This is a genomic window from Waltera sp. (assembly GCF_046969025.1).
GTDB lineage: Bacteria > Bacillota > Clostridia > Lachnospirales > Lachnospiraceae > Acetatifactor > Acetatifactor acetigignens.
The window spans coordinates 26,314-48,585 of the sequence record NZ_JBKVQF010000009.1 but is presented as its reverse complement, the minus strand read 5'-3'; the positions used below and the strand labels follow the sequence as shown (position 1 = coordinate 48,585).

The following is a 22,272-nucleotide window of genomic DNA, read 5'->3' as shown; positions in this document are numbered from 1 at the left end:
GATATAATGTGCATAGAATAAAGCTGTAATGCATTACAGTTTGGGCTGGTCGAAAGACCCGGGTCCATCAGCGGATGGGGAGGTTCCCCATTATTGGCGGGTATATACCCGCCATTTTTTTTACAGAATTTGAAGTAAGAAGGCGCTATATGAAAGAACTAAGTATTTTTATTGATGAGTCTGGGGATTTTGGTGAATATGATTATCATTCTCCTTGGTATATAGTTACAATGGTATTTCATGAACAAGAAGCATCCATTCAAGAGCCAATGGAATATTTAAATAGAGAATTATCACTTTTGGGATTAGAAAATCATTGTATACATACAGGCCCTATTATTCGAAAAGAGGAAGAATACTCTGAAATGGATTATATAGAACGTAGAAAGATATTTAATAAGATGGTTACGTTTATGAGACAGAGTGGGGTAAAATATAAAGCTTTCCATATAGAGAAAAAGCATATTGAAGATATTGTTGAAGCAACGGGTAAACTTTCAAAGCAAATATCTGTTTTTATTAGGGAGCACTATGACTTCTTGCTTTCGTTCGACTTGGTTAAAATATACTATGATAATGGACAAGTAGAGTTAAACAAAATATTATCGACCTTGTTTAATGCATTTTTGCCAAGAGTGGAGTTTCGAAAAGTAAAACCATCGGATTATAGGTTGTTTCAGGTGGCTGATATGATATGCACTTTTGAACTGTTAAAGCTAAAAATACAGAATCATTCCTTTTCGAAATCAGAGCAAATATTCTTTGGCTCAGTAAATGATTTAAAGAGAAACTACTTGAAGATTGTCAAAAGACAGGATATTGATCATTAGGCAATAACTCCAGTGAATTCAACGATTCACTGGAGTTATTTTTACCATCCCTTAATCTGTTTAATCTGTTCTGCCCGTTCGGGATCTCTGTGATACTGCAGCTTGAATTGTATCGTTTCCACCACTTCTTTCCTAGCTTCATCATCCAACTGGTAAAAGGAAGTCAGCAAATTATCCACATCAGGCATACTGTTTTTCCCGAAAAGATACATAAGCGGGTACATGGAATTTTTTAAATACGTTTTTACCCGATTTCCGTCAAGAGCGCCATTCAATCCATTCGGTAATGTAGGATATATTTCTTCTTCTGTGATTGCACCCGAAAAGGGACTGGCAGAGCATATCTCATTCACGTCAATTTCTAATTCATTTGCCAGTCTAAGTGCAAAGTCAAATCGGATATTAGAATCCTTTTGAATAATTGAATAAAGTGTTGTGGCACTGATACCAGTTGCTTTTGCAATCTGGCGGACATTCGTGCCTTTACTGTCTAATATTTCTTTCAGTTTCTTACCGTCTCCCATTGAAACCTCCTGTTTTCATAAATTTAAAATTTACGAATTGCATAAATATAATTATTATCATAGCACAAATACGAAAGACATAAAAGAATAATTTTCAAAAATAGCATATACGAATATCGTAAAAATATAATTACGAAATCTTGACAAGGGAAATGTGTAGTGATAATATGAATGTACGAAAATCATACACAAAACAAATACTAGAAATGTAACGAGATTCAAAGTATAGAAGGGAGGACGAATGTATGGCGAATTATCAATATATGATGAGTGCCGATGATGTAGCCCGAGAATTGAATTGTTCCAAATCTCATGCGTACAAGCTGGTAAAAAGCATGAATGAAGAGTTGGCTTCGCAAGGATATATCACAATGGCTGGAAGAATTCCAAGAGCGTATTGGGCGAAAAAAATGTATGGCTACGAATTATCAGTAGGATAGGAAAGGAGAGCAGTATGGCATACAAAGAAAAAGACACTAAGAAATGGACAGCCCAATGGTTTGAAACAAATGCCAGGGGTGAAAAGAAAAAGCGAAGAAAAAGAGGTTTTGAGACAAAGCGAGAGGCTCTTGAGTATGAGCGACAGAAGAAATTGAATAACAGCAGAAGTATGGATATGAAGCTAAGTGAATTTATGGAAGTTTATTTTGAAGATAAGCAGAATGAGCTGAAGGAACGCACCATGAAGAACAAACGATATATGATGGAGCAACACATCATTCCGTATTTTGGTAATCAGATGATGAGTGAGATAACTGCAGGGCAGATTATTCAGTGGCAGAATGAAATGCAGACCAAAGGATTTTCGGAAGCCTACTTAAGAATGATACAAAATCAGCTAACTAGCTTATTCACTCACGCTTCACGAATTTACGATTTACACACAAATCCTTGTAAAAAAGTTAAGCGTATGGGAAGCTCGGATAACAGAAGTCTGGATTTCTGGACAGTAGATGAGTACCAAAAGTTCATACAGACGATGGAACCGGGAAGCAGATACTATCTTATCTTTGAAATACTCTTTTGGACGGGGTGTAGAATTGGAGAAATGCTTGCCCTTACAAAGTCAGACATTGATTTTACGGAAAACAGAATCAGTATTAGCAAAACCTATTACCGGACAGAAAGAAAAGATGTTATTACTACACCTAAAACGGAGCAATCGGTCAGAGTGATTGATATTCCGCAATTTCTGACACAGGAGATAAAGGATTATGTGGATAAGCTCTATGAACTGCCGGACGATGAGAGGATATTTCCGATAGTGGCAGAGGCAGTACAGCACAAGTTGAAGCATAACTGTGAAAAGACTGGGGTTAAGAAAATCAGAGTTCATGATATTCGACACAGTCATGTTGCTTATCTCATCAATCAGGGAGTGCAGCCACTCATTATTAAAGAGCGGTTAGGGCATAGGGATATAAAAATCACATTGAACACTTATGGGCACTTGTACCCGAATCAGCAGAGGCAGGTGGCTGATATGCTGAATCAACAGAGAACTGAAAAAGTCCCAACAGCGGCAACTGTCAGGACTTAAGATAACCGGATAAACCTCTGTTATCCTATGTATTCACAAGACAAGTATAGCAGAGGTTTTCTCCGGTAGCAATCACTAAATGAAATTTGGAGGAAAAGATGACAGAACAGAAGATTAAGTTAAAGATGATTAGAATGTCGGAGGTACAGTCGCAGGAGATTGAGTGGCTGTGGTATCCGTTCATTCCTTATGGAAAGCTGACAATTATCCAAGGTGATCCGGGGGATGGAAAGACAACAATGGTGTTGAATCTGGCAGCAAAGCTGTCAAAGGGCGAAGCACTGGATGAAAATATGAAGGTCACAGAGCCGGTCAATGTAATATACCAGACTGCGGAAGATGGTCTTGCAGATACGGTAAAACCGAGACTGGAACTTGCAGGGGCAGACTGTGAGAGAATTATTGTTATTGATGAGAGCGACAAATCGCTGTCTATGGTAGATGAACGATTGGAACAAGCGATTGTAAGGACTGGTGCAAGGCTCTTGATTTTAGACCCGATACAGGCATATTTGGGCGGTGGCATGGATATGAACCGGGCGAACGAAGCAAGGGATATGACAAAGAAATTAGGAGCATTGGCAGAGAAAACAAAGTGTGCAATTATCCTTATCGGTCATATGAATAAGGCTTCCGGCAATAAAGCGGCATACCGGGGCATGGGTTCCATAGATTTCTTCGCCGTGGCAAGAAGCGTGTTACTGGTCGGACGGGTAGAGGGAGAACCGAATACCAGAGCTGTTGTTCAGATAAAAAATAACCTTGCGGCATTCGGGCACCCGAAGGCATTTGCCTTATCAGAGGACGGGTTCAAGTGGATCGGAGATTATGAGATTACTGTGGATGAGGTGCTTGGAGGTATTACACCAAAGGCAAATAAAATGGAGCAGGCAAAGCAGATGTTACGTGAACTTGCGGAAACACAGAGTGCGGTTCTGAGTAATGAGATATTTGACCGGGCAGATGAACTGGGAATTTCCAAACGAACACTGGAAAATGCAAAGAAAGAGCTGGGTATCCGGGCAAGAAAAATCAATAACGCATGGTACTGGGAACTGGATAAAGTAAAGCAGCAATAAGGCAAGAACGCAACAATGCAGAGTATACAGAAATGCGGTCTTGAACATTGCAAGGTTGCAAAATATATAGACATTGCGTTGTTGCGGTCTTGCAGAAAGGATTGGTCGATTGAAATGAAGAATGTGCAGATTTCGCAGGAACTGTTCTTTTTGCTCGTGAGATATTTTCTCATAGGGCAGGAAGAAACGGAGCCGGAGATAGTTAAGGCATTGGAGAAAAAGATGGATGCCCTGGTAATGAGAGAGCTGTATACGCAGTATAAAACTGCACCGACAGAGGAAGAAAAGGAAAAGGCACGCAGGGAATATCTGGACAAGCGTGGTGTGCCGGACAGCTTCCGATGGTAAGTTTTTCTTAAACGATTAAAACGGGAGCGTGGCACGCACCCGTAGGATACGGTTAAGAAAAAATGGTGGGGTGGCAGCGATGATGATGTGACCGGAACGGGCACAACTGCCGCAGGCATAAAAGCTCCCGGCAGGGCGCAAAACCTGACTTGTCAGGTTGCATTTTTGATGGCGGTAGCTGTCAAAAGTGCTTTTGCGTTACTTTCGACGAAAGTAACAAAGCCTGTGCCGTATCCGGCACTAAAAGATACAGATAAAAAAAGATGCGAGGTGGTTTTTATTGGAGAGAACGATTAGCGGAATGATGGGGAAAGGCTCTGTGAATCACAATACAAGAGCATTTTCAGCAAAGAATGTAGATAAAGAAAGAAGCCAGGACAATGTGGAATTTTGCCACAAGGATATAAAGGCAGTGTATCATGAACTGTTTGACGAAGCTCTGGAAAGGTACAATGCGAAGCAGAAGCGGAGTGATAGAAAGATTGATAACTATTATGAGAAAATCCGGCAGGGGAAGCAGGAAAAGCTGTTTCATGAAGTGATTTTCCAGATAGGCAATAAGGACGATATGAATGTGCGGAGTGAGGAGGGGCAGTTGGCAAAGCAGATACTTTCGGATTTCATGGCAGACTTTCAAAGCCGGAATCCGAATCTTCATGTATTCTCGGCACATCTGCACATGGATGAGGAAACACCGCATATTCACATTGATTTTGTCCCTGTTATTACCGGGAGCAAGCGAGGACTTGATACCAGAGTTTCATTAAAGGGAGCATTAGCAGAGCAGGGATTTGAGGGAGGCACCAGAGGAGCAACGGAATGGAATCAGTGGATAGAATCGGAGAAAAAGGAACTTGCGGCAGTCATGGAGCGGTATGGTGTCGAATGGCTGCAGAAGGGTACGCACAATAAACATCTTTCGGTGTTGGATTATGAGAAGCAGGAGAGAGCAAAAGAGGTTGCGGAGCTTGACAGTCAGCTTGCACAATCAGAACGGGCATTGCAGACAGCAAGTAAAATGGTAGACAATCAGTTTGCTCGTGTGGAAGAATTGGCAGAGATGGGCGATAAGTTTCAAAGACGGAACGAGGAAATCAAGGCAGATAATGCAGAACTGGAAAAAACGTATGTAGATACAAAGCAGAGTTATAACAGTTTGTTGGCAAAAAACAGTCAGTTGATTTTCGAGAATGAGGATTTGGAGCTGGAAAAGGAAAGGCGGTTGTCCGGCAACCGGGAATTAGAAAAGCAACAGCAGAAGCTTCAAAAAGAACTGGAAGCTATGGCAGGTTCTAAGGTCGCTCTGGAGCGTAATGTGAGAGCCTATGACGAGGACAGACAATGGCAGCTTCCGGAGCCGGGAGTGGTGCAGTCGGCAAAAGCCTATCGTGAAAAGGTGGCACTACCATTGATTACAAGGTTAAAGGAGATTGTAAAAAGCCTGACAATCAAGTGTGTTGGTCTGATGGAGCAGGTTAGAAAACTGACTGAAAAGGTAAATCAGCAGGAAGATGACATCGCATGGTACAAGAATAAAATCAAGGAACAGAATGGCACAATGGAGCACTTGCAGGAGAAAGCAGAGGATTTGGAACGAGTGAAGCAGTATGTCGGTACAGATAAGGTGCAGGGTATTATTGACAGCATGAAAGAAGTGGAACGGTTACAGGCAGAGCAGAACCGACTGCAGAGAAGCTACCAGAACAGAATGAGCAGATAAAGGAGATTGATGGATATGACAGATAAAATTAAGAAAACAGAAGTATTGGAAAAGCACATTGTAGGAGAAAACGAAATCAGTTACACTTTGGGAGAGGATGGTCTGTATTACCCAGATCTCCGGCTCCCGGAGGGAACGCATTATGAAATTGGCAGATACGGAAGAATGAGAGCAGAGTATCTGAAAGAACATCACCGAGCATTGTATCTGGAACTGTTACTAAGTGGAGAATTCAATGAATATCTGCACCAGACGGATGAGGAATGTTATCAGATGATGGAACGGTTGGTGGAGCAGATGAAAGCATCTGAGGGCGTGACAGAGGAATTGAAAGCTACTGACCAAATGGCATGGCTGGGAGCTATGAATAGTATCCGGAACCGTGCAGAAGAAATTATCATAAATGAATTGATTTATAGCTAACTCCAAGGGGGAGCTTGTACACATCATGCATACAAGTTCTCTCTTTTCACTTGCTTGAGTCCAAGTTTGACAGGTTTTTACTTCGTCATTCCCAAGTTTGAATTATCGGATGAGGTAAGATAAAATGAATACGATTTCAGGATAAAATACCTTTCACAAAAAAAATTTAAGTGTTTTTTGTGCTTTTTCCGTACTATATATGACCGGTTAATCTACATGGAAAGAGGTGACATTGTTGAATGACGAAAAAATTATAATTGCAATTAGAAACAGAAGTGAGGGTGCAATCAATGAGACTATCGACAAATACTCTAAACTTCTGTGGTCTATTATAGGAAAGGTTCTAAATAATATTGGCTCTGTTCAAGACATAGAGGAATGTGTTGCTGATACATTTATCTACTTATGGGAAAATCCTCATAAATTCGATCCCTCTCGAGGCAAGTTAAAATCATGGCTCTCCATTATTGCTCGAACAAAAGCCATTGACCGTTGCCGAGAAATTGCAAAGACACGCACAATTTCATTAGAAAGCACTATTCTTGTTAGTGACCTCGGTATTGTTGACGATATGATTCAAGAAGAAACTCGGAGAGTGCTTATTGCAGCAGTTAATGCACTCGGAGAACCTGACCGTGAAATTCTGGTGCGACGATACTATTACGAACAGAAGCCAAAAGAAATTGCTCTTGCGCTGAACTTGAGTGTGAAGCAGGTGAATAATCGCCTGTATCAAACAAAACAGAAATTGCGTGAAGCGCTTTCGAATTGAATAGGAGGAATAACATGAACTCATTTCGCAAATCTAATTTGCAAAATATAAAAAATATTTTTGAAGAAAAAACCGGAGTTGAATTGGAGAGCGCTCCTGTATGGCGTTATCCGATTAAAAAATATGTGGTAATTGCCGCTGTGTTGGTATGTAGCTTCACTATGACGGCATTCGCAGCAAGCTTGTTTTCTTCACTGTCGGGTGACGATCTAAGCCTCTCTTCTACCTATGAAGGAAATGGAATTGTGTCTATCCAAGTTGAAAACAAATCTGATAAAGATTTGAATTTTCAAAAACAACTCAAACTGATGCGCTGGTCTACCAGTGAAGAAATTGCCCCACTGTCCGACAACATCATCTTTGAGAATACGGAAATTAAAGCAAATACCAGCGGCACGATGACCATTGACCTATCTGCCGCATATGATTTTTCTGTATTAGAACAGCCGCTGGTTGATGACCATTACTATTTTGTGTTGACCAATAATAATTTCCTGTTTGGGCAGGATTGGATGTGCAGTATCGAATTTACCGAGCCTATCATTACTCCTATACAGGAACCCACCCCAATAAATCCCGTTGAAGCAGATAAAGTGTCTGTATCTAAAGTTACAGAAAAACTCCAGCACTATTTTGATACCTACATTGCTGACCCGCTTGAGTGGCAAGCGAGGAACGAGGAATACCTGTCCGATTGTGCGCAGCTTCTCAACGATCTGGATGGGAATGTTGTTCCTTCCGTTGCACCACATCTTCTTGTCGATATGTTGAACCCCGGGGTTATTTTTGACGAAACAGTTCCGGCAGATAAACAGCATTGGCTTACTGGCGAACACCATAAACCCATTGATGGATACAATCTGCCGATTGGTTCTACTTTAGATGAAAAGGCATTGGTGTTGAGTGCCTATGTTCCTCAGCACAGGGGAGAATTTGATGGTGGTGTAGATGTTCCGTTGGTCTATATCATGACATATGAAGTGGATTCCATTCAAAGTTCTGAAGATTACGCATTTATCCGTGGGCAACTTCTGACATTTGCTGAAATGGAGCAGTACAAGGTATACGAAGATGAAAAATATATTTGCTTCAATGTAACAGAACTATTCTATACCGATTTGCGAACTCATGTAGAAAGCATGATTTCTCAGCGAAGCGATGTATATTTCGATGAACAGATCTGGGAGCGTGTGCAAAACATTTACAACTACTGTATGGATAAAGAGAATCTTGAAGGGTCTTTTTATTACATTGATGATGGCGAACCATCCACGCAAGGGCTAAGTAGTATGAAGCTGGATTCACGAGGGGAAAATGGTGAGAATTCATTAGCTTATCTTGATACACTTCGTGATAATATTTCGCAGGCCATTCTTAATAAAGAATTAAATTTTGTTTCTTCTTGTTGGGTAGATGAAGCATCACGAACTGTAAAGGTAGGTATCACTGAAATGAAGGAGGAGTATATACAAAGATTAAAAGAATTTGAGAACATGGGACCAGCATTAGATATTTTTCAGCAAGATTTACCAGTGGATGAATAAACATTAGTTTGTACATGCGTGGTTCTACTATGGTTCTAAAAAATTTCAAAACCTCAAATAAGAGGGCATATTTGGAATAATACAGATAAAAAAGTGCCTGAAATACACCTAAAAGTAATAGGATTTTATATCCAACGAAGCGTGAGGGTGGTAGAACCGTTGGTTCCGGCCGTGTTGCTACCATCATCGAGTAATCTTTGATAGATAGTATATAGCTCTTATTCTGGGGAAGTACTTGTACTTCCCCATTTTTTTACACAATAACGCAGAATAGTAACGCAGAATAATAATTCAAAAAATTAATTCAAAGATCAGTTTTTCTTTTAACCATTTAATGACACAGCTCTGTGTCGGATATTTCAAGATATTTATTTCAATTATTACTTTAATAACATTATTTTTTTAGAGGTTAGTTTGTGAAAATTATACATGTATAGGAAATATATGAGGAGCAACGTGTAAAATACATGCGAGGGAGGGGAGAATTATGGATTAGGTATGTGCCAGAAGCAAAGGAATACATGCGAAATAAGAAAAAAGATGAAATAGGTATGTGCCAGAAGTAAAGAAATACATGCGGAAACAGAAAAAAGATGAAATAGGTATGTGCCAGAAGCAAAGGAATACATGCGAAATAAGGAAAAAGATGAAATAGGTATGTGCCAGAGGCAAAGGAATACATGCGGAAACAGAAAAAAGATGAAATAGGTATGTGCCAGAGGCAAGAGAATACATGCGAGAAAGAGAAAAATACAGATTAAATGAAAAGCAATAAATGAAAAAAATGTACAACGGGAGGAAAAGGCTATAAAGGACTTTCTATATGAACAATTGCTAAAAAGAGAACATTGGCTAAGGGATTTGAAACAAAATTTGGAAACGAGTATACAGAATGCACCTTTAGGCAATCTGAAAATAATTAACTGCAGAGGAGTTGAGCAATATTATTTGGACTCTGCTGAAACTAGAACATCCTATCCAAATGGAAAATATCTGCGAAAATCTGATTTTGAATTGGCAGGTAAGCTTGCACAACGAAATTATGATGAAAAATTGCTGTCAGAGGTAGAAAAGCAATTAAAGAATATACAAAATATTATTAAAAAATATGAAAAACAAGAAATAGTACAGGTAGAAGAACTATATAGTGTCTATGACAGAATGAGTCCATCTAGGAAAAAAATGGTGGATGCGAGGATAATATCGGATAAGGAATATGTGAATCAGTGGTCAGCAAAAATATATTCAGGTAAAGATTTTGCAGAAGGACAGGCGGAAATCTACACAGAAAAGAAAGAAAGAGTCAGATCAAAGTCAGAAAAGATCATTGCAGATATGTTGTACCATAAAAATATCCCATACAAGTATGAATGTCCTATAAACCTAAAGGGATTGGGAATGATATATCCGGATTTTACATGCCTGCGGTTAGCAGATCGTAAAACGATTTTATGGGAGCATTTGGGAATGATGACAGATCCGATTTACTGTCAGAAAGCTATGAAAAAAATAGACATTTACGCCAAGAATGGGTTTATACAAGGTAGAGACATTATATATACATTTGAATCAGAAAAATACAGTCTAAACACAATGAGTGTGGAAAATCTCATCAATCAAATATTTAGTACATAAAAGATGTCTGAAAAAGGAAGCAAATCAATCCCATATAATCAAACAGTTTCTGATCATATATGCTGATAATCCCACGATATGCGAATAGAGGGTAGGGTGCTATGTGCCAGTGGCACATGTTTAGCACGGACCGAAGCGGAGCGGAGACGTGGGAGTGCATAGCACGGAGCAATCCGTAGGCATCAAAGTCGGGGGCTTTTGACCCCGAAATCATAGGTATGTTATAATGGGACATAGTAAGAAGAAAAAAATACAGAAAAATCAGTGAAAAGGTAGAAAAATGGCAGATAGAAGATTTTTGACTTTAAGAAAAACAATAATGTTTTATATTTGTATAGGGAACTTTTTTTTATTGTTCGGCTGTGCGAAGACTGAGATGGTGTCTGAGGACAATACAGTAACGAATGAAAATATTGTCAGTACAACAGGAACTATTGTAATAGAAACAGGAACGCAGGATGCAATCCAGCCATCTACTGATCAACCGCCGGAAGCCACCTCAGAGTACAAAATCATCATGGTAGGGGATGTACTGCTTCACACTCCGGTGGAGGAAAGCTGTCTGCAGCCGGATGGAAGTTACGACTATGATTCGCTGTTTTCCAACACAAAAGAGGAGATCGCGGCGGCAGATCTAGCCCTGGTGAACCAGGAGGTGATCATAGGCGGTGCGGATCTTGGAATCTCCGGGTATCCCTGCTTCAATGCGGATTACAGTCTCTGCGATTCACTGGTGGGAGCAGGATTCGATGTCATCTGTCATGCCACGAACCATGCTATGGACAAGGGACGTGCGGGCTTGGTAAACTGTGCGGAGTACTGGAGGGACGAATACCCGCAGATCACTGTTCTTGGCATTCATGATACTGCGGATACCTCCACTTCCTGCGGTGCAGACCCTGCGATCATTGAGTTGGGAGACATGCGGATTGCAGTCCTGAACTACACTTACGGAACCAACGGAATTTCTCTGCCGGCGGATATGCCCTATGCGGTGGATCTTTTGAATGAGGAACAGGTGGCGGCAGATATTCAGAGGGCAGAGGAACTGGCGGATTTCACCATCGTATGTCCGCACTGGGGAACGGAGTACAGGCTGACATCAGATGCTTCGCAGGAGAAATGGACCAAGATATTCGCGGAAAACGGTGCGGATCTGATCCTGGGTACCCACCCGCATGTCATTGAACCCATAGAATGGGTGACAGATGAAGCGAGCGAGCATGAAATGCTTGTGTATTATTCGCTGGGAAATTTCGTGAACTGGACCTCCGGCACCGGAGAGGGAGTCGCTAACCGCATGGTGGGCGGCATGGCAGAGGTAACGATTACGAAAAATGATCATGGAGAGGTGGAGATCGCAGACTATGGGGTGAAACCGATGATCAGTCATGTGGCTTCCGGTCCCGAAGGTGTGACAACATATTTTCTGGAGGATTATCCGGAAGAACTGGCAGAGGAAAATGAGATCGTTTCGCAGGATCCGGAGTTTTCCAGAGAATACTGTGTCAATTTGTGTGATTCCATATGGGGAGATCTCTGGAAGGCAGAGTAGACAAACTGTAACATGTTTGTTACAATAAAGAAGTTGTTGACAACGCAACAAAACATGAGGGAAGTTTACAGGAGAAGAACGAAATGATGTTCTGAAATTTTGAAGCGTATGCAGAACGGTCGTTAAATGGATAGCAGTACATTCTGGTTCATGCAGGGCATTTGTCTGGAAACCGGTGAAGAATTTTATTCCAGGGAATGAGTTATCAGGGGAATACTATTAAAATGTGTTATTATAAGATTGTGTAATGGGGTAAGCAAGAGAGAAGGCAAAGGAGGAGTTACAATGAAACAACAGTTGGAACCGTTGTTTACGCCGTGGAAGATCGGAAACTGCGAGATTAAGAACCGCATTGTTCTGACATCCATGGGTGGCACAAACCTGTTGGGATGGATGGAAGTGAACCATTTTGACAAGGATGGTGCGAAATTTATTCTGGAGGTAGCGAAAAATAATTGTGGTCTGGTGCTTCCGGGATGTCAGCCGGTATACAATCCCATGTACGGACAGTGGCTATATAAGAAGAAAAAAATGTATGAGGATCTGGCAAAGTGGATGCCGGAGTTCCACAAGACGGGAGCCAAACTGTTCGTCCAGCTGACGGCAGGTTTCGGCAGATCGTTTACCATCAGTGAAATGATGGAGACCCTGTACACCAATAAGGCATTGCGGGTACTGGCGAAACCTTTTATGGATCTCGACAAGATTACAGCCGCACCCAGCCCGTCTCCGAACCGCTGGTCAGATAAAGTGCCTTCCCGGGAGATGACCGTGGAGGAGATTCAGGAGTTCATCACTGCATTCGGCAAGACAGCAAAATTATTAAAGGATGCCGGTGTGGACGGTGTGGAGATCCATGCGGTACATGAAGGCTATCTGCTGGACCAGTTTACTTTAAAATATGTGAATCAGCGAACCGATGAATATGGTGGATCTTTTGAAAACAGATATCGTTTTGCTGTAGAGATCGTAAAAGAGATCAAGAAAGTCTGCGGGCAGGATTTCCCTGTGTCTCTTAGGTACAGCGTGGAATCCAAGACCAAGGGGTTCCGTGAGGGAGCTCTTCCCGGAGAAAGCTTCACAGAAGCAGGCCGTGATATGGCAGAATCCGAAAAAGCAGCGAAGTATCTGCAGGATGCCGGTTACGATATGTTAAACTGCGATAACGGCACTTACGATGCCTGGTACTGGGCACATCCCCCTATCTATATGCCGGAGAACTGCAATCTGGAGGATGTGGCGCATATCCGTAAATTTGTGGATATCCCTGTGGTATGCGCCGGACGTATGGATCCGGAGACGGCAGCGGCTGCTATTGCAGACGGACAAATCGACGGTGCCGGATTCGCAAGACAGTTCCTGGCAGACCAGGAATGGGTGACCAAGCTGATGAATGATAAGGAGGACGACATCCGTCCCTGTATTCTGTGCCACAACGGCTGCTTCAACATGTGTCACTATAAGGGAGTTCCAAATGATCAGGCATTATCCGATTCCCTGCATCTGGCACGCTGTGCGGTAAATGCCGAGACCATGCAGTGGGAGAAGCACAAGATCGTACCCACTACTAGCCCGAAGAAAGTACATATTATCGGTGGCGGTATCGGCGGCATGGAAGCTGCCAGAGTGCTAAAGCTGCGTGGTCATGAACCTGTGATCCATGAGCAGACGGATCATCTGGGTGGTACTTTCATTGCGGCCAGTGCGGAAAGCTATAAGGGAAAACTGCGGGATCTGTTAACCTGGTATCGGAAGCAGATGGCAGATCTGAAGATTGAGATCCATTATAATGAAAAAGTGGAAAATATCGAGCAGTTTGCAGGAAGTCCTGTGATCGTTGCCACTGGTTCCGTGCCCAGAGTACTGAAAAAAGTGCCCGGTCATGAGAAGATGGTTGAGGCATGCGAATACCTTACCGGTACTCCCGTAGGAGAAAAGGTTGCCGTCATCGGTGGTGGACTCACCGGCTGCGAGATTGCTTATGAACTGGCGTTGCAGGGCAAACAGCCTGTAATCGTAGAGATGAAAAACGATCTCATCGCCCAGACCGGAGTATGCCTGGCCAACAGTTCCTATCTGAGAGAGTGGTTCGCCTGGAAGAAAGTACCCGTATATCTGGAGACTACGCTGCAGGAAGTAAAGGATGACAGCATCGTATGCAAGAATGCTTCCGGAAAAGAGATCACGATTCCCTGTGACAGCGTGATCAGCTCCGCAGGATACATTCCCAATCCACTGGCACCGAAGGGCAGCAATGTAAGCCTCGTAGGCGACTGCAATGGTGTAGGTAATCTGCGAAGTGTCATATGGCGCGCTTATGAAGTTGCCATGAAGATTTAAGGGGGAGGGAAATCAATGAACTTAACAAAAGAACAACAGGAAATATATGATGGAAAACAGGGAGCGACTCTGGCGAAGGTCATGCAGACACTGGTGCGTTACGGCGAGCTGTTCGGCGCGGACAGTATGGTGCCTGTGACCAGTAAATACAACCATCTGGTAACCTCTTTCGGATTGAAAGCACTGGCGCCGGTGTATGAACTGATGAATCAGCTGATCGAATCCGGCAATGTATCCAAACAGAAATTTTCCGCCGATCCGAGACCACTGGATCCCAATGTGCCCAGTTCTTTTTTACAGGATTTTGTGTTCAAGAATTTCATGTACTCCAAGCAGGATGACTACGAGAAACAGCTGACCCAGCTGGGCATCATGGAAAAAGATGCATATACCTGCACCTGTTACATGGATGAAGTGGGAAATACCCCGGCCATGGGAGAGGTGCTGTCATGGTCTGAATCTTCTGCAGTGGTCTATGCCAACTCCGTATTGGGAGCAAGATGCAATCGTAATTCCGGTATCATTGACCTCATGGGTTCGGTAGTGGGCTATGTGCCCCGTTTCGGCCTGTTAACGGATGAAGGCAGAAAAGCCACCTGGATCGTGAAGATCGAGACAACGAAGAAGCCGGAAGCACAGCTGCTTGGATCTGCCATTGGTATGAAAGTCATGGCGGATGTTCCCTATATCGTAGGACTGGACAAATGGCTGGGCGGTGAGCTGGATGATGCAGCGAAAACCTATCTGAAGGATTTCGGCGCAGCGACTGCTTCCAACGGTGCGGTAGGTCTGTACCATGTGGAAAATATCACTCCGGAGGCTGTAAAATACGGAAAAGATCTGATCGCGGAGAATGCAAAGGTCTATGTGGTAGATGATGCGGAACTTCAGAGGGTCTATGAGAGCTATCCGGTGATCTGGAAAAAGAAGGATGCCAAACCGAAGCTGTGTTTCATGGGATGTCCCCATATGAGTTTACAGCAGCTCATCGACTGGACGGAAAAAGTCTCTCAGAGCCTGAAAGAAGCCGGTAGAACCAGAGTATGTATTCCTACCGTATTCACGGCGGCACCCGCGGTACTGAAAAAATTTCAGGAGACTCCTTATGCGGAGACGTTAAAGGCAACGGGAGTCATTACTTCCTATATCTGCCCGTTAATGTATATGAACAATCCTCTCAGCGAGAAGATGCCGGTCATTACTTCCAGCAACAAGCTGCGGACCTACACCAGCGCAAGATATTATACCGATGCTGAGATCTTAGAGCAGATCACGAAGGGAGGAGCGGACAAATGAAAGAATTTAAAGGAAGAATCGTAGCCTCCGGAACCGTAACAGCCAAGGCACTGGTATCTCACGGGGGTCTGAACACACTGGCATCTTTCCAGAAGGCATTGCAGTTCGGCGATAAAAAAGCAACCTGCGGAGATCAGAATAACCCCGACCTCTATGGTAAACAGATGGCGGGCAAAGCCCTTTGCCTGCCGACGACCATAGGATCTACCACCGGCGGACTGGTACTTTACTGTGCCTGCTCCATGAACAGGCAGCCGGCATGTATGCTGTTTTCCGAACCTATTGATTCCCTGGCAGCAGCCGGAGCTATTTTGGCAGATGTGTGGCTTGACAATGTGCAGATGCCTGTTATTGACAGCCTGGGGGAAGAGTTCCTGGAATATGTGAAGGATGACATGAATATTACCGTAAAAGAAGACGGTACGGTAGTAGTGGAATAATGCTTTAGATAACAAACGGCTTTCGGAGATCTCCCGGAAGCCGTTTGTTGATGGATTTCAAAATCCGCAAATTTATGCTTTTGCATATAATATCATGATTCGCACCTACGGTGCTTACTGTTGCTTCGCAACGATCATGATCAAATTCGCCGTTCGCCAATTATGCAAGCATATTGGCTCACTTGCGCTCATTATATCTTAAGATACAGGGTGGTGTTTGCTCGCTGATAATGACCGCACATTTTATTTGGTCAGTTCAGCAACGACCTGATTGATGACCTTGCCGTCAGCCTTGCCCTTCAGCTCGCCCATAACTGCCTTCATGATCTGACCCTTATTTTTCGTAGCCAGAACATCTGCGAATTTCTCTTCTAGAATTGCCTTGACTTCCTCAGCGGAGAGCATCTTTGGAGCAAATTCACTCATGATCTCATAGCGCTTCTTGTATTCTTCCAGCAGCTCGGTACGGTCTGCGGGGCAGGTATCGATCTGCTCCTTCACGGATTTGATCTCTTTTAAGATGGCTTCGTTGGCCATCTCATCGGGAATGTTGTCACGGCAGCCGTTGTCGATTCCTTTTTTCTTTACAGCGGATACCAGTGCGGAGATGGCATCCTTTCTGAATTTATCCTTTGCCTTCATGGCAGCGATCATAGCGTCCTGTAATTCTTTTAATTTCATTGTGGTCTCCTCTCTGGAACAAAATCTCCAAATGCTTTCTGTGTTTTATTATACTCTCATAGATGAAAACTGAAAAGAAGAAAATGTGAATGCCTGTCAGCTTATATCCGGCTTGTTTACCCAGATATTACATGTTGTTTACCTGCCCGGGATAGTGTTGCTGCAACAGTTTTGGTAACATATAATGCGCCTTGGAGAAAAAAGTAACTGCGAAACAGGATGTAGCGTATCGTAGCACGAATTTGCAGGCGGATGGTACAATGAACACGAAATAAGATGTATATAAAAACACAGGAATTAACACAGGATGGAAGGAAAGAAGTAGAAGAATGACATATAGTGAAATCAGAAAAAATGAAGAAGTGCTGACATTTATTAAAAAAGGAAATGCGAATCTGGGTGCCATGGGATTCACCGATCATTCGGAGGCGCATTCGGGACTGGTGGCAGAGCGGGCAGCAGAGATTCTGAAAAAATTTGGGTATCCGGAAAAAGATATTGAACTTGTGAAGATCGCCGGATTCATGCACGATATCGGAAATGCGGTGAATCGCAGCCATCATGCAGAGTACGGGGCGTTGCTTGCAAATGACATTCTGAAGAAGACAGATCTGCCCCTGGAGGACCGGGTGCAGATCGTGTCCGCTATCGGATTGCATGACGAATCTACCGGCGGTGCTACCGATCCCATCTCAGCGGCGCTGATCATTGCAGATAAGACCGATGTCCGCAGGAGCAGAGTCCGGGAGAAGAATAAGGCAACCTTCGATAAACATGACCGCGTCAATTATGCGGTTACGGATACAAAGCTTAAGATCAATGTGGAGAAGAGAGTGATTTCACTGAATCTGCAGATTGATCCGAAGATCTGCAGCATGTATGAGTATTTTGAGATATTCCTTGGACGTATGATGATGTGTAAGCGCGCAGCGGAAGTGTTGGAGGCATCCTTTAAGCTGACCGTGAATGGGGCAAAGGTATTGTAAATAGAAAGTTAGCCTAGCTACGAGCCATGCAAAAATAGAGTGGAACACCTCGATGGGCGCTTGCGCACAAGCGAGGCTGGTTCACTCTATTTTTATACGGCGACAGCCGTCTATGAAATAAGATTGACAGCGTTCTTTGCTGACAATCTTATGAATAGGCATGGTTCGTAGCGGAGGGAGCCTTAGACCAGACGAACTCCCGAAGCGGCAGAAAGCCCTCAGGCAGATATCGGTCTCCGAGTGTGAATTTTCTAAAGCAGTGGATAAAGTGTATCTCATCCGAACGGGCACGGCTCTAGGCGACATCCATGTCGCCGGCCGCCTGTCGCAAACATCGTGTTTGCTCCACCCTGATGGCTCACCACTGCTTAAGAAAATATCAACACGCTCCGACAGACATCTGCCTGAGGACCTTCTGCTACTCCGGGAGTTCTGTTTGTATTTAAAACGCCAATTTCTGCGAAAAAAATACAAAAATATGAAATTTTGATATGTAAAAAGTCTCTATTTTCGCTACATAAGCAAAATAAAGAAATTCCGTACAAAAATTCCTGATTTAGGAACTTTTTTTGTACGGAATTCATCGTTTTTGGACTATTTACACCAAACTAACTTTCCAGTTACATGCATGACTGTTTTGCATATACATATAGCTTGTGTTACAATAAACAGAAAAGCAGGAATTGGGGAGAGAATTGTATGAAAGCACAGGGATTATTGTTTCAAGTGCAAGATAAAGGTTACCGTGATTTTCAGAGCAAGCTGATCCCGACGATCCCGGCGGAGACGATTATTGGCGTCCGCACGCCGGCTATACGGAAGCTAGCAAAAGAATATGCCAAGGATCCGGAGAGTGCAGCGTTTTTGATGCAACTGCCGCATACTTATTACGATGAGAATATTCTGCATGCCTTGCTGGTGGCGGAGATAAAAGATTACGACACCTGTGTAAAAGAGGTGGAACGTTTCCTGCCCCATGTGGATAACTGGGCAGTGTGTGATATTTTTTCTCCGAAGGTGTTTAAGAAAAACAGAGACAGATTAATCAAAAAAATAAAAGAATGGGCAGCTTCGGACCACCCCTACACCTGCCGTTTTGGAATGGAAATGCTGATGACGCATTTCTTGGATGAGGATTTCCGGGTGGAATATCTGGAGATCCCGGCAGCGGTGCATTCCGAAGAATATTATGTGAACATGATGATTGCCTGGTTCTATGCCACGGCACTGGCAAAACAGTGGGATGCTGCCGTCAGCTATATCGAAGAGAAGCGCCTGAATCCATGGACGCATAATAAGACCATACAAAAAGCACGGGAAAGTTACCGGATCACACCGGAGCAGAAGGAATATTTGAAGACACTGAAGGTGTAAACGGAGGATAGGACAGCATGAATGATAAAATGGAATTTCGCAAGGCAAAACGAGAAGAAGCGGAAGAAATTCTGCAATTATACCAGTCACTGATCGGAACCGAATATTGTGTCTGGACAGAAAATTATCCAACGGAACGGGAAGTGGAATTTGACCTGTCCAGGGATGCACTGTTCTGTCTGCGGGAGAAGCCCTCGGGACGCTTAATAGGCACAATCTCCATAGACGATGACCCGGAAGTGGAGGCACTGTCCTGTTGGTCAGAGGACCTTACCCCGGTGGCAGAACTGTCCAGACTGGGAGTGGCAGCAGAATATCAGAATCGCGGTATTGCCAGGATCCTGTTGCGGGAAGCTATGGCGGAATTGAAATCACAGGGTTATAAGGCGGCACACATATTAGTGGCAAAGGACAACGTGAAAGCCCTGCGTTCTTATGAAAAATTGCATTTTACCACAGCAGGGGAATGTGAGCTTTTCGGACATTCCTACTGGTGTTATGAGAAAGAATTATAGAAGTGATCACTATGCAAATCAATGAAACAGAGAGGAAAGACGATATATGGTAATGATCGATCTGATCACGGGCTTTTTGGGATCCGGAAAGACCACTTTTCTGAAAAAATACGCAGAGTACCTGATGGATCAGGGACTGCATATCGGCATTCTGGAAAATGATTTCGGTGCCATCAACGTGGATATGCTGATGCTCCATGAACTGCGGGGAGACCAGTGTGAACTGGAAATGATCGCCGGAGGATGTGATGCGGAGAGCCACAGAAGACGTTTCCGCACGAAGCTGATTTCCATGCGGATGTGCGGTTACGACAGAGTACTGGTGGAGCCGTCTGGAATCTACGATGTAGATGAATTTTTTGATGTGCTGCGGGAGGAGCCGCTGGACCAATGGTACGAGATCGGCAATGTCATCGCCATACTGGATGCAAGACTGGAGAATAATCTTTCACAGCAGGCGGACTATCTGCTGGCATCGGAGGCTGCCAATGCCGGAAAAGTGATCCTGAGCCATGCGGATGCAGCCACCAGGGAACAGTGTGAGGACACGGTGGCACATCTCAACCGGGCACTGGAACAGATCCGCTGCGACCGGAGAATCGACCCTGAGAAAGATATTTTACAGAAAAATCTCACGGATCTGACAAAAGAAGATTTAGAGGAAGTATCCAAATGCGGTTATCGTCTGGAAAGTTATCGGAAAATGGATCTGGAAAACGACCAGACATTTGATTCCTTATTTTTTATGGAAGAGAAGATTACCTCGGAAGCTCTGGAGCGGGCGGTCCCCAGGCTGTTTGCCGACAAGTCCTGTGGGGAAGTATTCCGTATTAAGGGTTTTGTGAAAAATAAGGACGGACAATGGATGGAATTAAATGCAACCCATGACAGCAGAACATTAGAACCCATCGCAGTGGGGCAGGAGGTGCTGATCGTCATCGGAGAGCATTTACAGGAAGATAAAATCAGAGAGATTCTGAAGGAGGAAGAGACATGTCAATCTTAAGCCAGTTAAACAGTGTACCGATGTACCTGATCTGTGGAGGCATCATTGCTTTTGTGGCGGTGGTCTGTGTGATTTTTCTGGTGAGGGCTTACTGCGCCGGGCAGGCACTCGGTATGGATACCACGAAAATGAAGCGTACGATTATCTCCAGTGCGACCTTTTCCCTGTTGCCCAGTGTGGGGATTCTGTTAGGTGTCATCGCCCTGTCGGGAAGTCTGGGAACGCCCTGGCCGTGGCTTCGATTATCCGTGATCGGTGCCCTGCATTATGAGACCCAGGTGGCACAGGCAGCAGCGGAGCAGGTGGGAATGGATACATTGTCTGCTGCGGAAATGACACCGCAGGCATTTTCCACGATTGCACTGCTCATGAGTATCTGCATTATCTGGGGAATGACATTGTCCATTTTCCTGAATAAAAAATATACACAGAAGCTGACCTCGAATAAAAAATCCGGCAAGCCGGGCTTCGGAGATCTGGCAATGACTGCCATGTTCATCGGACTGGTCAGCACCTACATCGGAAGATATCTCGGCGGTTTTGTATCGGAGAACGGATTGTTTACGTTTCACGGAGATTACATTCCGTTAGTGGTAATGGCGGTATCGGCACTGGTGATGGCAGGATTTGTATACCTCATTGAGAAAAAAGGAAAAGCCTGGGTGGACAGCTTTTCCATTGCCGGAAGCATGATCATCGGCATGACAGCAGCCGTACTGGTGGGATTGCTGTAAAGGCTGACGTGACAACCTTAAAATTTGATTCGCAATTCCTCCAACGGAAGGAATCGTCTGCGGAATGGAGCTTAATATGAAAACGAATAGCATGACAATAGATAATAAGGAACTGAATAATGTAGAAGCAACAAAGGAGCAGACCGGGCAGACTTCGGATACCTGGCAGATCTATACGAAGAAAACACATATCATCGGACGGACAGTCAGCATTGTCACATTAGTAATGTTAGTGGGAGCACCGTTTCTCATCGGTAAGCTTTTAGGTGCGTATCCGGATCTGGGGGCTGTCGGCAAGGGGTTTCTCTCTGTGGGAATCGTATGGCTGGTCAGCAGCATCGCGGAGTTTTTGATCTACACACCGATGCTGGGAGCCGGCGGCGGATACCTGGCATTTATCACCGGTAACCTGATCAATATGAAGATCCCCTGTGCGGTCAATGCGAGAGACATGGTAGGAGCGAAGACAGGAACCCCGGAAAATGAGATCATCTCCACGATCTCCATCGCCACATCTTCTCTGGTGACAATCCTCGTTCTGGCACTGGGCGTGTTGTTGATGGTGCCGCTGCAGCCCGTGCTGCAGAGTGAGGTGTTGCAGCCGGCCTTTGAAAATGTGGTTCCGGCGCTGTTCGGAGCCATGGCTTATAAATATTACCGCAAAAATATGAAGATCGCCGCATTGCCGCTGATCCTTATGAGTCTGCTGTTTATTCTGGTGCCGTCACTGATCGGCTCTACCAGCTTTATGATCGTTCCGTCCGGTGCCATTGCCATCGGTGTGGCATATCTGATGTTCCGGAAAAAGAATATGCAGAGCCCGGAACAGACAAAAGCTGATCCCGACAGGGCAAATACCGGGGATGAATAGTCAGAAGGCTATACGAACAGAAAACAGATGAATGGAAAAAGGGCCAAACCTGTCAGGTT

Annotated in this window: 22 protein-coding genes; 20 read left to right on the top strand and 2 right to left on the bottom strand. The window is 43.9% G+C overall.

The window, feature by feature from the left end; translation table 11 throughout:
- The first annotated feature begins 149 nt into the window (after positions 1-149).
- Entirely contained in the window at positions 150-830 is a 681-nt protein-coding gene (locus ACLTOH_RS06565; RefSeq protein ID WP_172594794.1) for a DUF3800 domain-containing protein, read from the top strand.
- A 41-nt stretch (positions 831-871) separates the two neighbouring features.
- Here ACLTOH_RS06565 and ACLTOH_RS06560 read toward each other — a convergent pair whose 3' ends face one another.
- Entirely contained in the window at positions 872-1,354 is a 483-nt protein-coding gene (locus ACLTOH_RS06560; RefSeq protein WP_005601262.1) for a helix-turn-helix domain-containing protein, read from the bottom strand.
- A gap of 245 nt (positions 1,355-1,599) precedes the next feature.
- Here ACLTOH_RS06560 and ACLTOH_RS06555 point away from each other — a divergent pair, with 245 nt between their 5' ends.
- The 13 genes from ACLTOH_RS06555 (at position 1,600) to ACLTOH_RS06495 (ending at position 16,046) form a co-directional block, all read left to right on the top strand.
- On the top strand, positions 1,600-1,794 hold the full coding sequence (locus ACLTOH_RS06555) for a DNA-binding protein (RefSeq protein WP_118669248.1): 195 nt from the start codon (positions 1,600-1,602) through the stop codon (positions 1,792-1,794).
- Between the two features lie 14 nt (positions 1,795-1,808).
- Positions 1,809-2,894: a tyrosine-type recombinase/integrase gene (locus tag ACLTOH_RS06550; protein ID WP_118669249.1), complete on the top strand. Its 1,086-nt coding sequence runs from the start codon at positions 1,809-1,811 to the stop codon at positions 2,892-2,894.
- Positions 2,895-2,992: 98 nt separating this feature from the next.
- On the top strand, positions 2,993-3,973 hold the full coding sequence (locus tag ACLTOH_RS06545) for an AAA family ATPase (protein ID WP_412223685.1): 981 nt from the start codon (positions 2,993-2,995) through the stop codon (positions 3,971-3,973).
- A 114-nt stretch (positions 3,974-4,087) separates the two neighbouring features.
- The gene (locus tag ACLTOH_RS06540; RefSeq protein WP_044999533.1) at positions 4,088-4,321 is read left to right on the top strand and encodes a hypothetical protein; all 234 of its coding nucleotides are present in this window, start codon (positions 4,088-4,090) and stop codon (positions 4,319-4,321) included.
- Between the two features lie 301 nt (positions 4,322-4,622).
- Positions 4,623-6,041 carry a plasmid recombination protein gene (locus ACLTOH_RS06535; protein ID WP_412223735.1) on the top strand — a complete coding sequence of 473 codons (1,419 nt, stop codon included), beginning with the start codon at positions 4,623-4,625 and terminating at the stop codon, positions 6,039-6,041.
- A 15-nt stretch (positions 6,042-6,056) separates the two neighbouring features.
- The gene (locus tag ACLTOH_RS06530; protein WP_118669256.1) at positions 6,057-6,464 is read left to right on the top strand and encodes a TnpV protein; all 408 of its coding nucleotides are present in this window, start codon (positions 6,057-6,059) and stop codon (positions 6,462-6,464) included.
- Between the two features lie 235 nt (positions 6,465-6,699).
- The gene (locus tag ACLTOH_RS06525) at positions 6,700-7,236 is read left to right on the top strand and encodes a sigma-70 family RNA polymerase sigma factor (RefSeq protein ID WP_172594793.1); all 537 of its coding nucleotides are present in this window, start codon (positions 6,700-6,702) and stop codon (positions 7,234-7,236) included.
- A 14-nt stretch (positions 7,237-7,250) separates the two neighbouring features.
- Complete coding sequence (locus tag ACLTOH_RS06520; RefSeq protein ID WP_118669254.1) at positions 7,251-8,780, top strand: hypothetical protein; 1,530 nt, start codon at positions 7,251-7,253, stop codon at positions 8,778-8,780.
- 873 nt (positions 8,781-9,653) lie between these two features.
- The gene (locus tag ACLTOH_RS06515; protein ID WP_145985617.1) at positions 9,654-10,415 is read left to right on the top strand and encodes a hypothetical protein; all 762 of its coding nucleotides are present in this window, start codon (positions 9,654-9,656) and stop codon (positions 10,413-10,415) included.
- Between the two features lie 280 nt (positions 10,416-10,695).
- A complete protein-coding gene (locus ACLTOH_RS06510; protein WP_337545757.1) occupies positions 10,696-11,970 on the top strand; it encodes a CapA family protein in 1,275 nt (424 codons plus the stop codon).
- Positions 11,971-12,255: 285 nt separating this feature from the next.
- The gene (locus ACLTOH_RS06505) at positions 12,256-14,310 is read left to right on the top strand and encodes an FAD-dependent oxidoreductase (RefSeq protein WP_412223681.1); all 2,055 of its coding nucleotides are present in this window, start codon (positions 12,256-12,258) and stop codon (positions 14,308-14,310) included.
- A gap of 15 nt (positions 14,311-14,325) precedes the next feature.
- Positions 14,326-15,606: an aconitase X gene (locus ACLTOH_RS06500; RefSeq protein ID WP_412223679.1), complete on the top strand. Its 1,281-nt coding sequence runs from the start codon at positions 14,326-14,328 to the stop codon at positions 15,604-15,606.
- The gene (locus ACLTOH_RS06495; protein WP_022154650.1) at positions 15,603-16,046 is read left to right on the top strand and encodes an aconitase X swivel domain-containing protein; all 444 of its coding nucleotides are present in this window, start codon (positions 15,603-15,605) and stop codon (positions 16,044-16,046) included. Before ACLTOH_RS06500 ends, ACLTOH_RS06495 begins: the two co-directional genes overlap by 4 nt.
- Positions 16,047-16,289: 243 nt before the next feature.
- On the opposite strand, the gene ACLTOH_RS06490 is transcribed toward ACLTOH_RS06495, so the two are convergent.
- Positions 16,290-16,727 (bottom strand): GatB/YqeY domain-containing protein, encoded by a 438-nt coding sequence (locus ACLTOH_RS06490; RefSeq protein ID WP_022154647.1) that lies wholly within the window; start codon positions 16,725-16,727, stop codon positions 16,290-16,292.
- A gap of 329 nt (positions 16,728-17,056) precedes the next feature.
- Between ACLTOH_RS06490 and ACLTOH_RS06485 the strand changes: the two genes are divergently transcribed.
- The 6 genes from ACLTOH_RS06485 to ACLTOH_RS06460 all read left to right on the top strand — a co-directional run bounded on the left by ACLTOH_RS06485 (position 17,057) and on the right by ACLTOH_RS06460 (position 22,213).
- The gene (locus ACLTOH_RS06485) at positions 17,057-17,713 is read left to right on the top strand and encodes an HD domain-containing protein (protein WP_337545762.1); all 657 of its coding nucleotides are present in this window, start codon (positions 17,057-17,059) and stop codon (positions 17,711-17,713) included.
- A gap of 699 nt (positions 17,714-18,412) precedes the next feature.
- Positions 18,413-19,087: a DNA alkylation repair protein gene (locus ACLTOH_RS06480; RefSeq protein ID WP_412223676.1), complete on the top strand. Its 675-nt coding sequence runs from the start codon at positions 18,413-18,415 to the stop codon at positions 19,085-19,087.
- Positions 19,088-19,104: 17 nt separating this feature from the next.
- The gene (locus tag ACLTOH_RS06475) at positions 19,105-19,602 is read left to right on the top strand and encodes a GNAT family N-acetyltransferase (protein WP_412223674.1); all 498 of its coding nucleotides are present in this window, start codon (positions 19,105-19,107) and stop codon (positions 19,600-19,602) included.
- Between the two features lie 46 nt (positions 19,603-19,648).
- Positions 19,649-20,608 carry a GTP-binding protein gene (locus ACLTOH_RS06470; RefSeq protein ID WP_412223672.1) on the top strand — a complete coding sequence of 320 codons (960 nt, stop codon included), beginning with the start codon at positions 19,649-19,651 and terminating at the stop codon, positions 20,606-20,608.
- Positions 20,596-21,342: a DUF5058 family protein gene (locus ACLTOH_RS06465; protein WP_412223670.1), complete on the top strand. Its 747-nt coding sequence runs from the start codon at positions 20,596-20,598 to the stop codon at positions 21,340-21,342. Before ACLTOH_RS06470 ends, ACLTOH_RS06465 begins: the two co-directional genes overlap by 13 nt.
- A gap of 76 nt (positions 21,343-21,418) precedes the next feature.
- Positions 21,419-22,213, top strand: coding sequence for a hypothetical protein (locus ACLTOH_RS06460; RefSeq protein ID WP_412223668.1), 795 nt, complete (start codon positions 21,419-21,421; stop codon positions 22,211-22,213).
- Positions 22,214-22,272: the final 59 nt, after the last annotated feature.

Bases quoted from the DNA above. Each gene is read 5' to 3' on its own strand.
- ACLTOH_RS06565 (WP_172594794.1), top strand. From the start codon at position 150: ATGAAAGAACTAAGTATTTTTATTGATGAGTCTGGGGATTTTGGTGAA.
- ACLTOH_RS06560 (WP_005601262.1), bottom strand. From the start codon at position 1,354: ATGGGAGACGGTAAGAAACTGAAAGAAATATTAGACAGTAAAGGCACG.
- ACLTOH_RS06555 (WP_118669248.1), top strand. From the start codon at position 1,600: ATGGCGAATTATCAATATATGATGAGTGCCGATGATGTAGCCCGAGAA.
- ACLTOH_RS06550 (WP_118669249.1), top strand. From the start codon at position 1,809: ATGGCATACAAAGAAAAAGACACTAAGAAATGGACAGCCCAATGGTTT.
- ACLTOH_RS06545 (WP_412223685.1), top strand. From the start codon at position 2,993: ATGACAGAACAGAAGATTAAGTTAAAGATGATTAGAATGTCGGAGGTA.
- ACLTOH_RS06540 (WP_044999533.1), top strand. From the start codon at position 4,088: ATGAAGAATGTGCAGATTTCGCAGGAACTGTTCTTTTTGCTCGTGAGA.
- ACLTOH_RS06535 (WP_412223735.1), top strand. From the start codon at position 4,623: ATGATGGGGAAAGGCTCTGTGAATCACAATACAAGAGCATTTTCAGCA.
- ACLTOH_RS06530 (WP_118669256.1), top strand. From the start codon at position 6,057: ATGACAGATAAAATTAAGAAAACAGAAGTATTGGAAAAGCACATTGTA.
- ACLTOH_RS06520 (WP_118669254.1), top strand. From the start codon at position 7,251: ATGAACTCATTTCGCAAATCTAATTTGCAAAATATAAAAAATATTTTT.
- ACLTOH_RS06510 (WP_337545757.1), top strand. From the start codon at position 10,696: ATGGCAGATAGAAGATTTTTGACTTTAAGAAAAACAATAATGTTTTAT.
- ACLTOH_RS06505 (WP_412223681.1), top strand. From the start codon at position 12,256: ATGAAACAACAGTTGGAACCGTTGTTTACGCCGTGGAAGATCGGAAAC.
- ACLTOH_RS06500 (WP_412223679.1), top strand. From the start codon at position 14,326: ATGAACTTAACAAAAGAACAACAGGAAATATATGATGGAAAACAGGGA.
- ACLTOH_RS06495 (WP_022154650.1), top strand. From the start codon at position 15,603: ATGAAAGAATTTAAAGGAAGAATCGTAGCCTCCGGAACCGTAACAGCC.
- ACLTOH_RS06490 (WP_022154647.1), bottom strand. From the start codon at position 16,727: ATGAAATTAAAAGAATTACAGGACGCTATGATCGCTGCCATGAAGGCA.
- ACLTOH_RS06485 (WP_337545762.1), top strand. From the start codon at position 17,057: ATGACATATAGTGAAATCAGAAAAAATGAAGAAGTGCTGACATTTATT.
- ACLTOH_RS06480 (WP_412223676.1), top strand. From the start codon at position 18,413: ATGAAAGCACAGGGATTATTGTTTCAAGTGCAAGATAAAGGTTACCGT.
- ACLTOH_RS06475 (WP_412223674.1), top strand. From the start codon at position 19,105: ATGAATGATAAAATGGAATTTCGCAAGGCAAAACGAGAAGAAGCGGAA.
- ACLTOH_RS06470 (WP_412223672.1), top strand. From the start codon at position 19,649: ATGGTAATGATCGATCTGATCACGGGCTTTTTGGGATCCGGAAAGACC.
- ACLTOH_RS06465 (WP_412223670.1), top strand. From the start codon at position 20,596: ATGTCAATCTTAAGCCAGTTAAACAGTGTACCGATGTACCTGATCTGT.
- ACLTOH_RS06460 (WP_412223668.1), top strand. From the start codon at position 21,419: ATGAAAACGAATAGCATGACAATAGATAATAAGGAACTGAATAATGTA.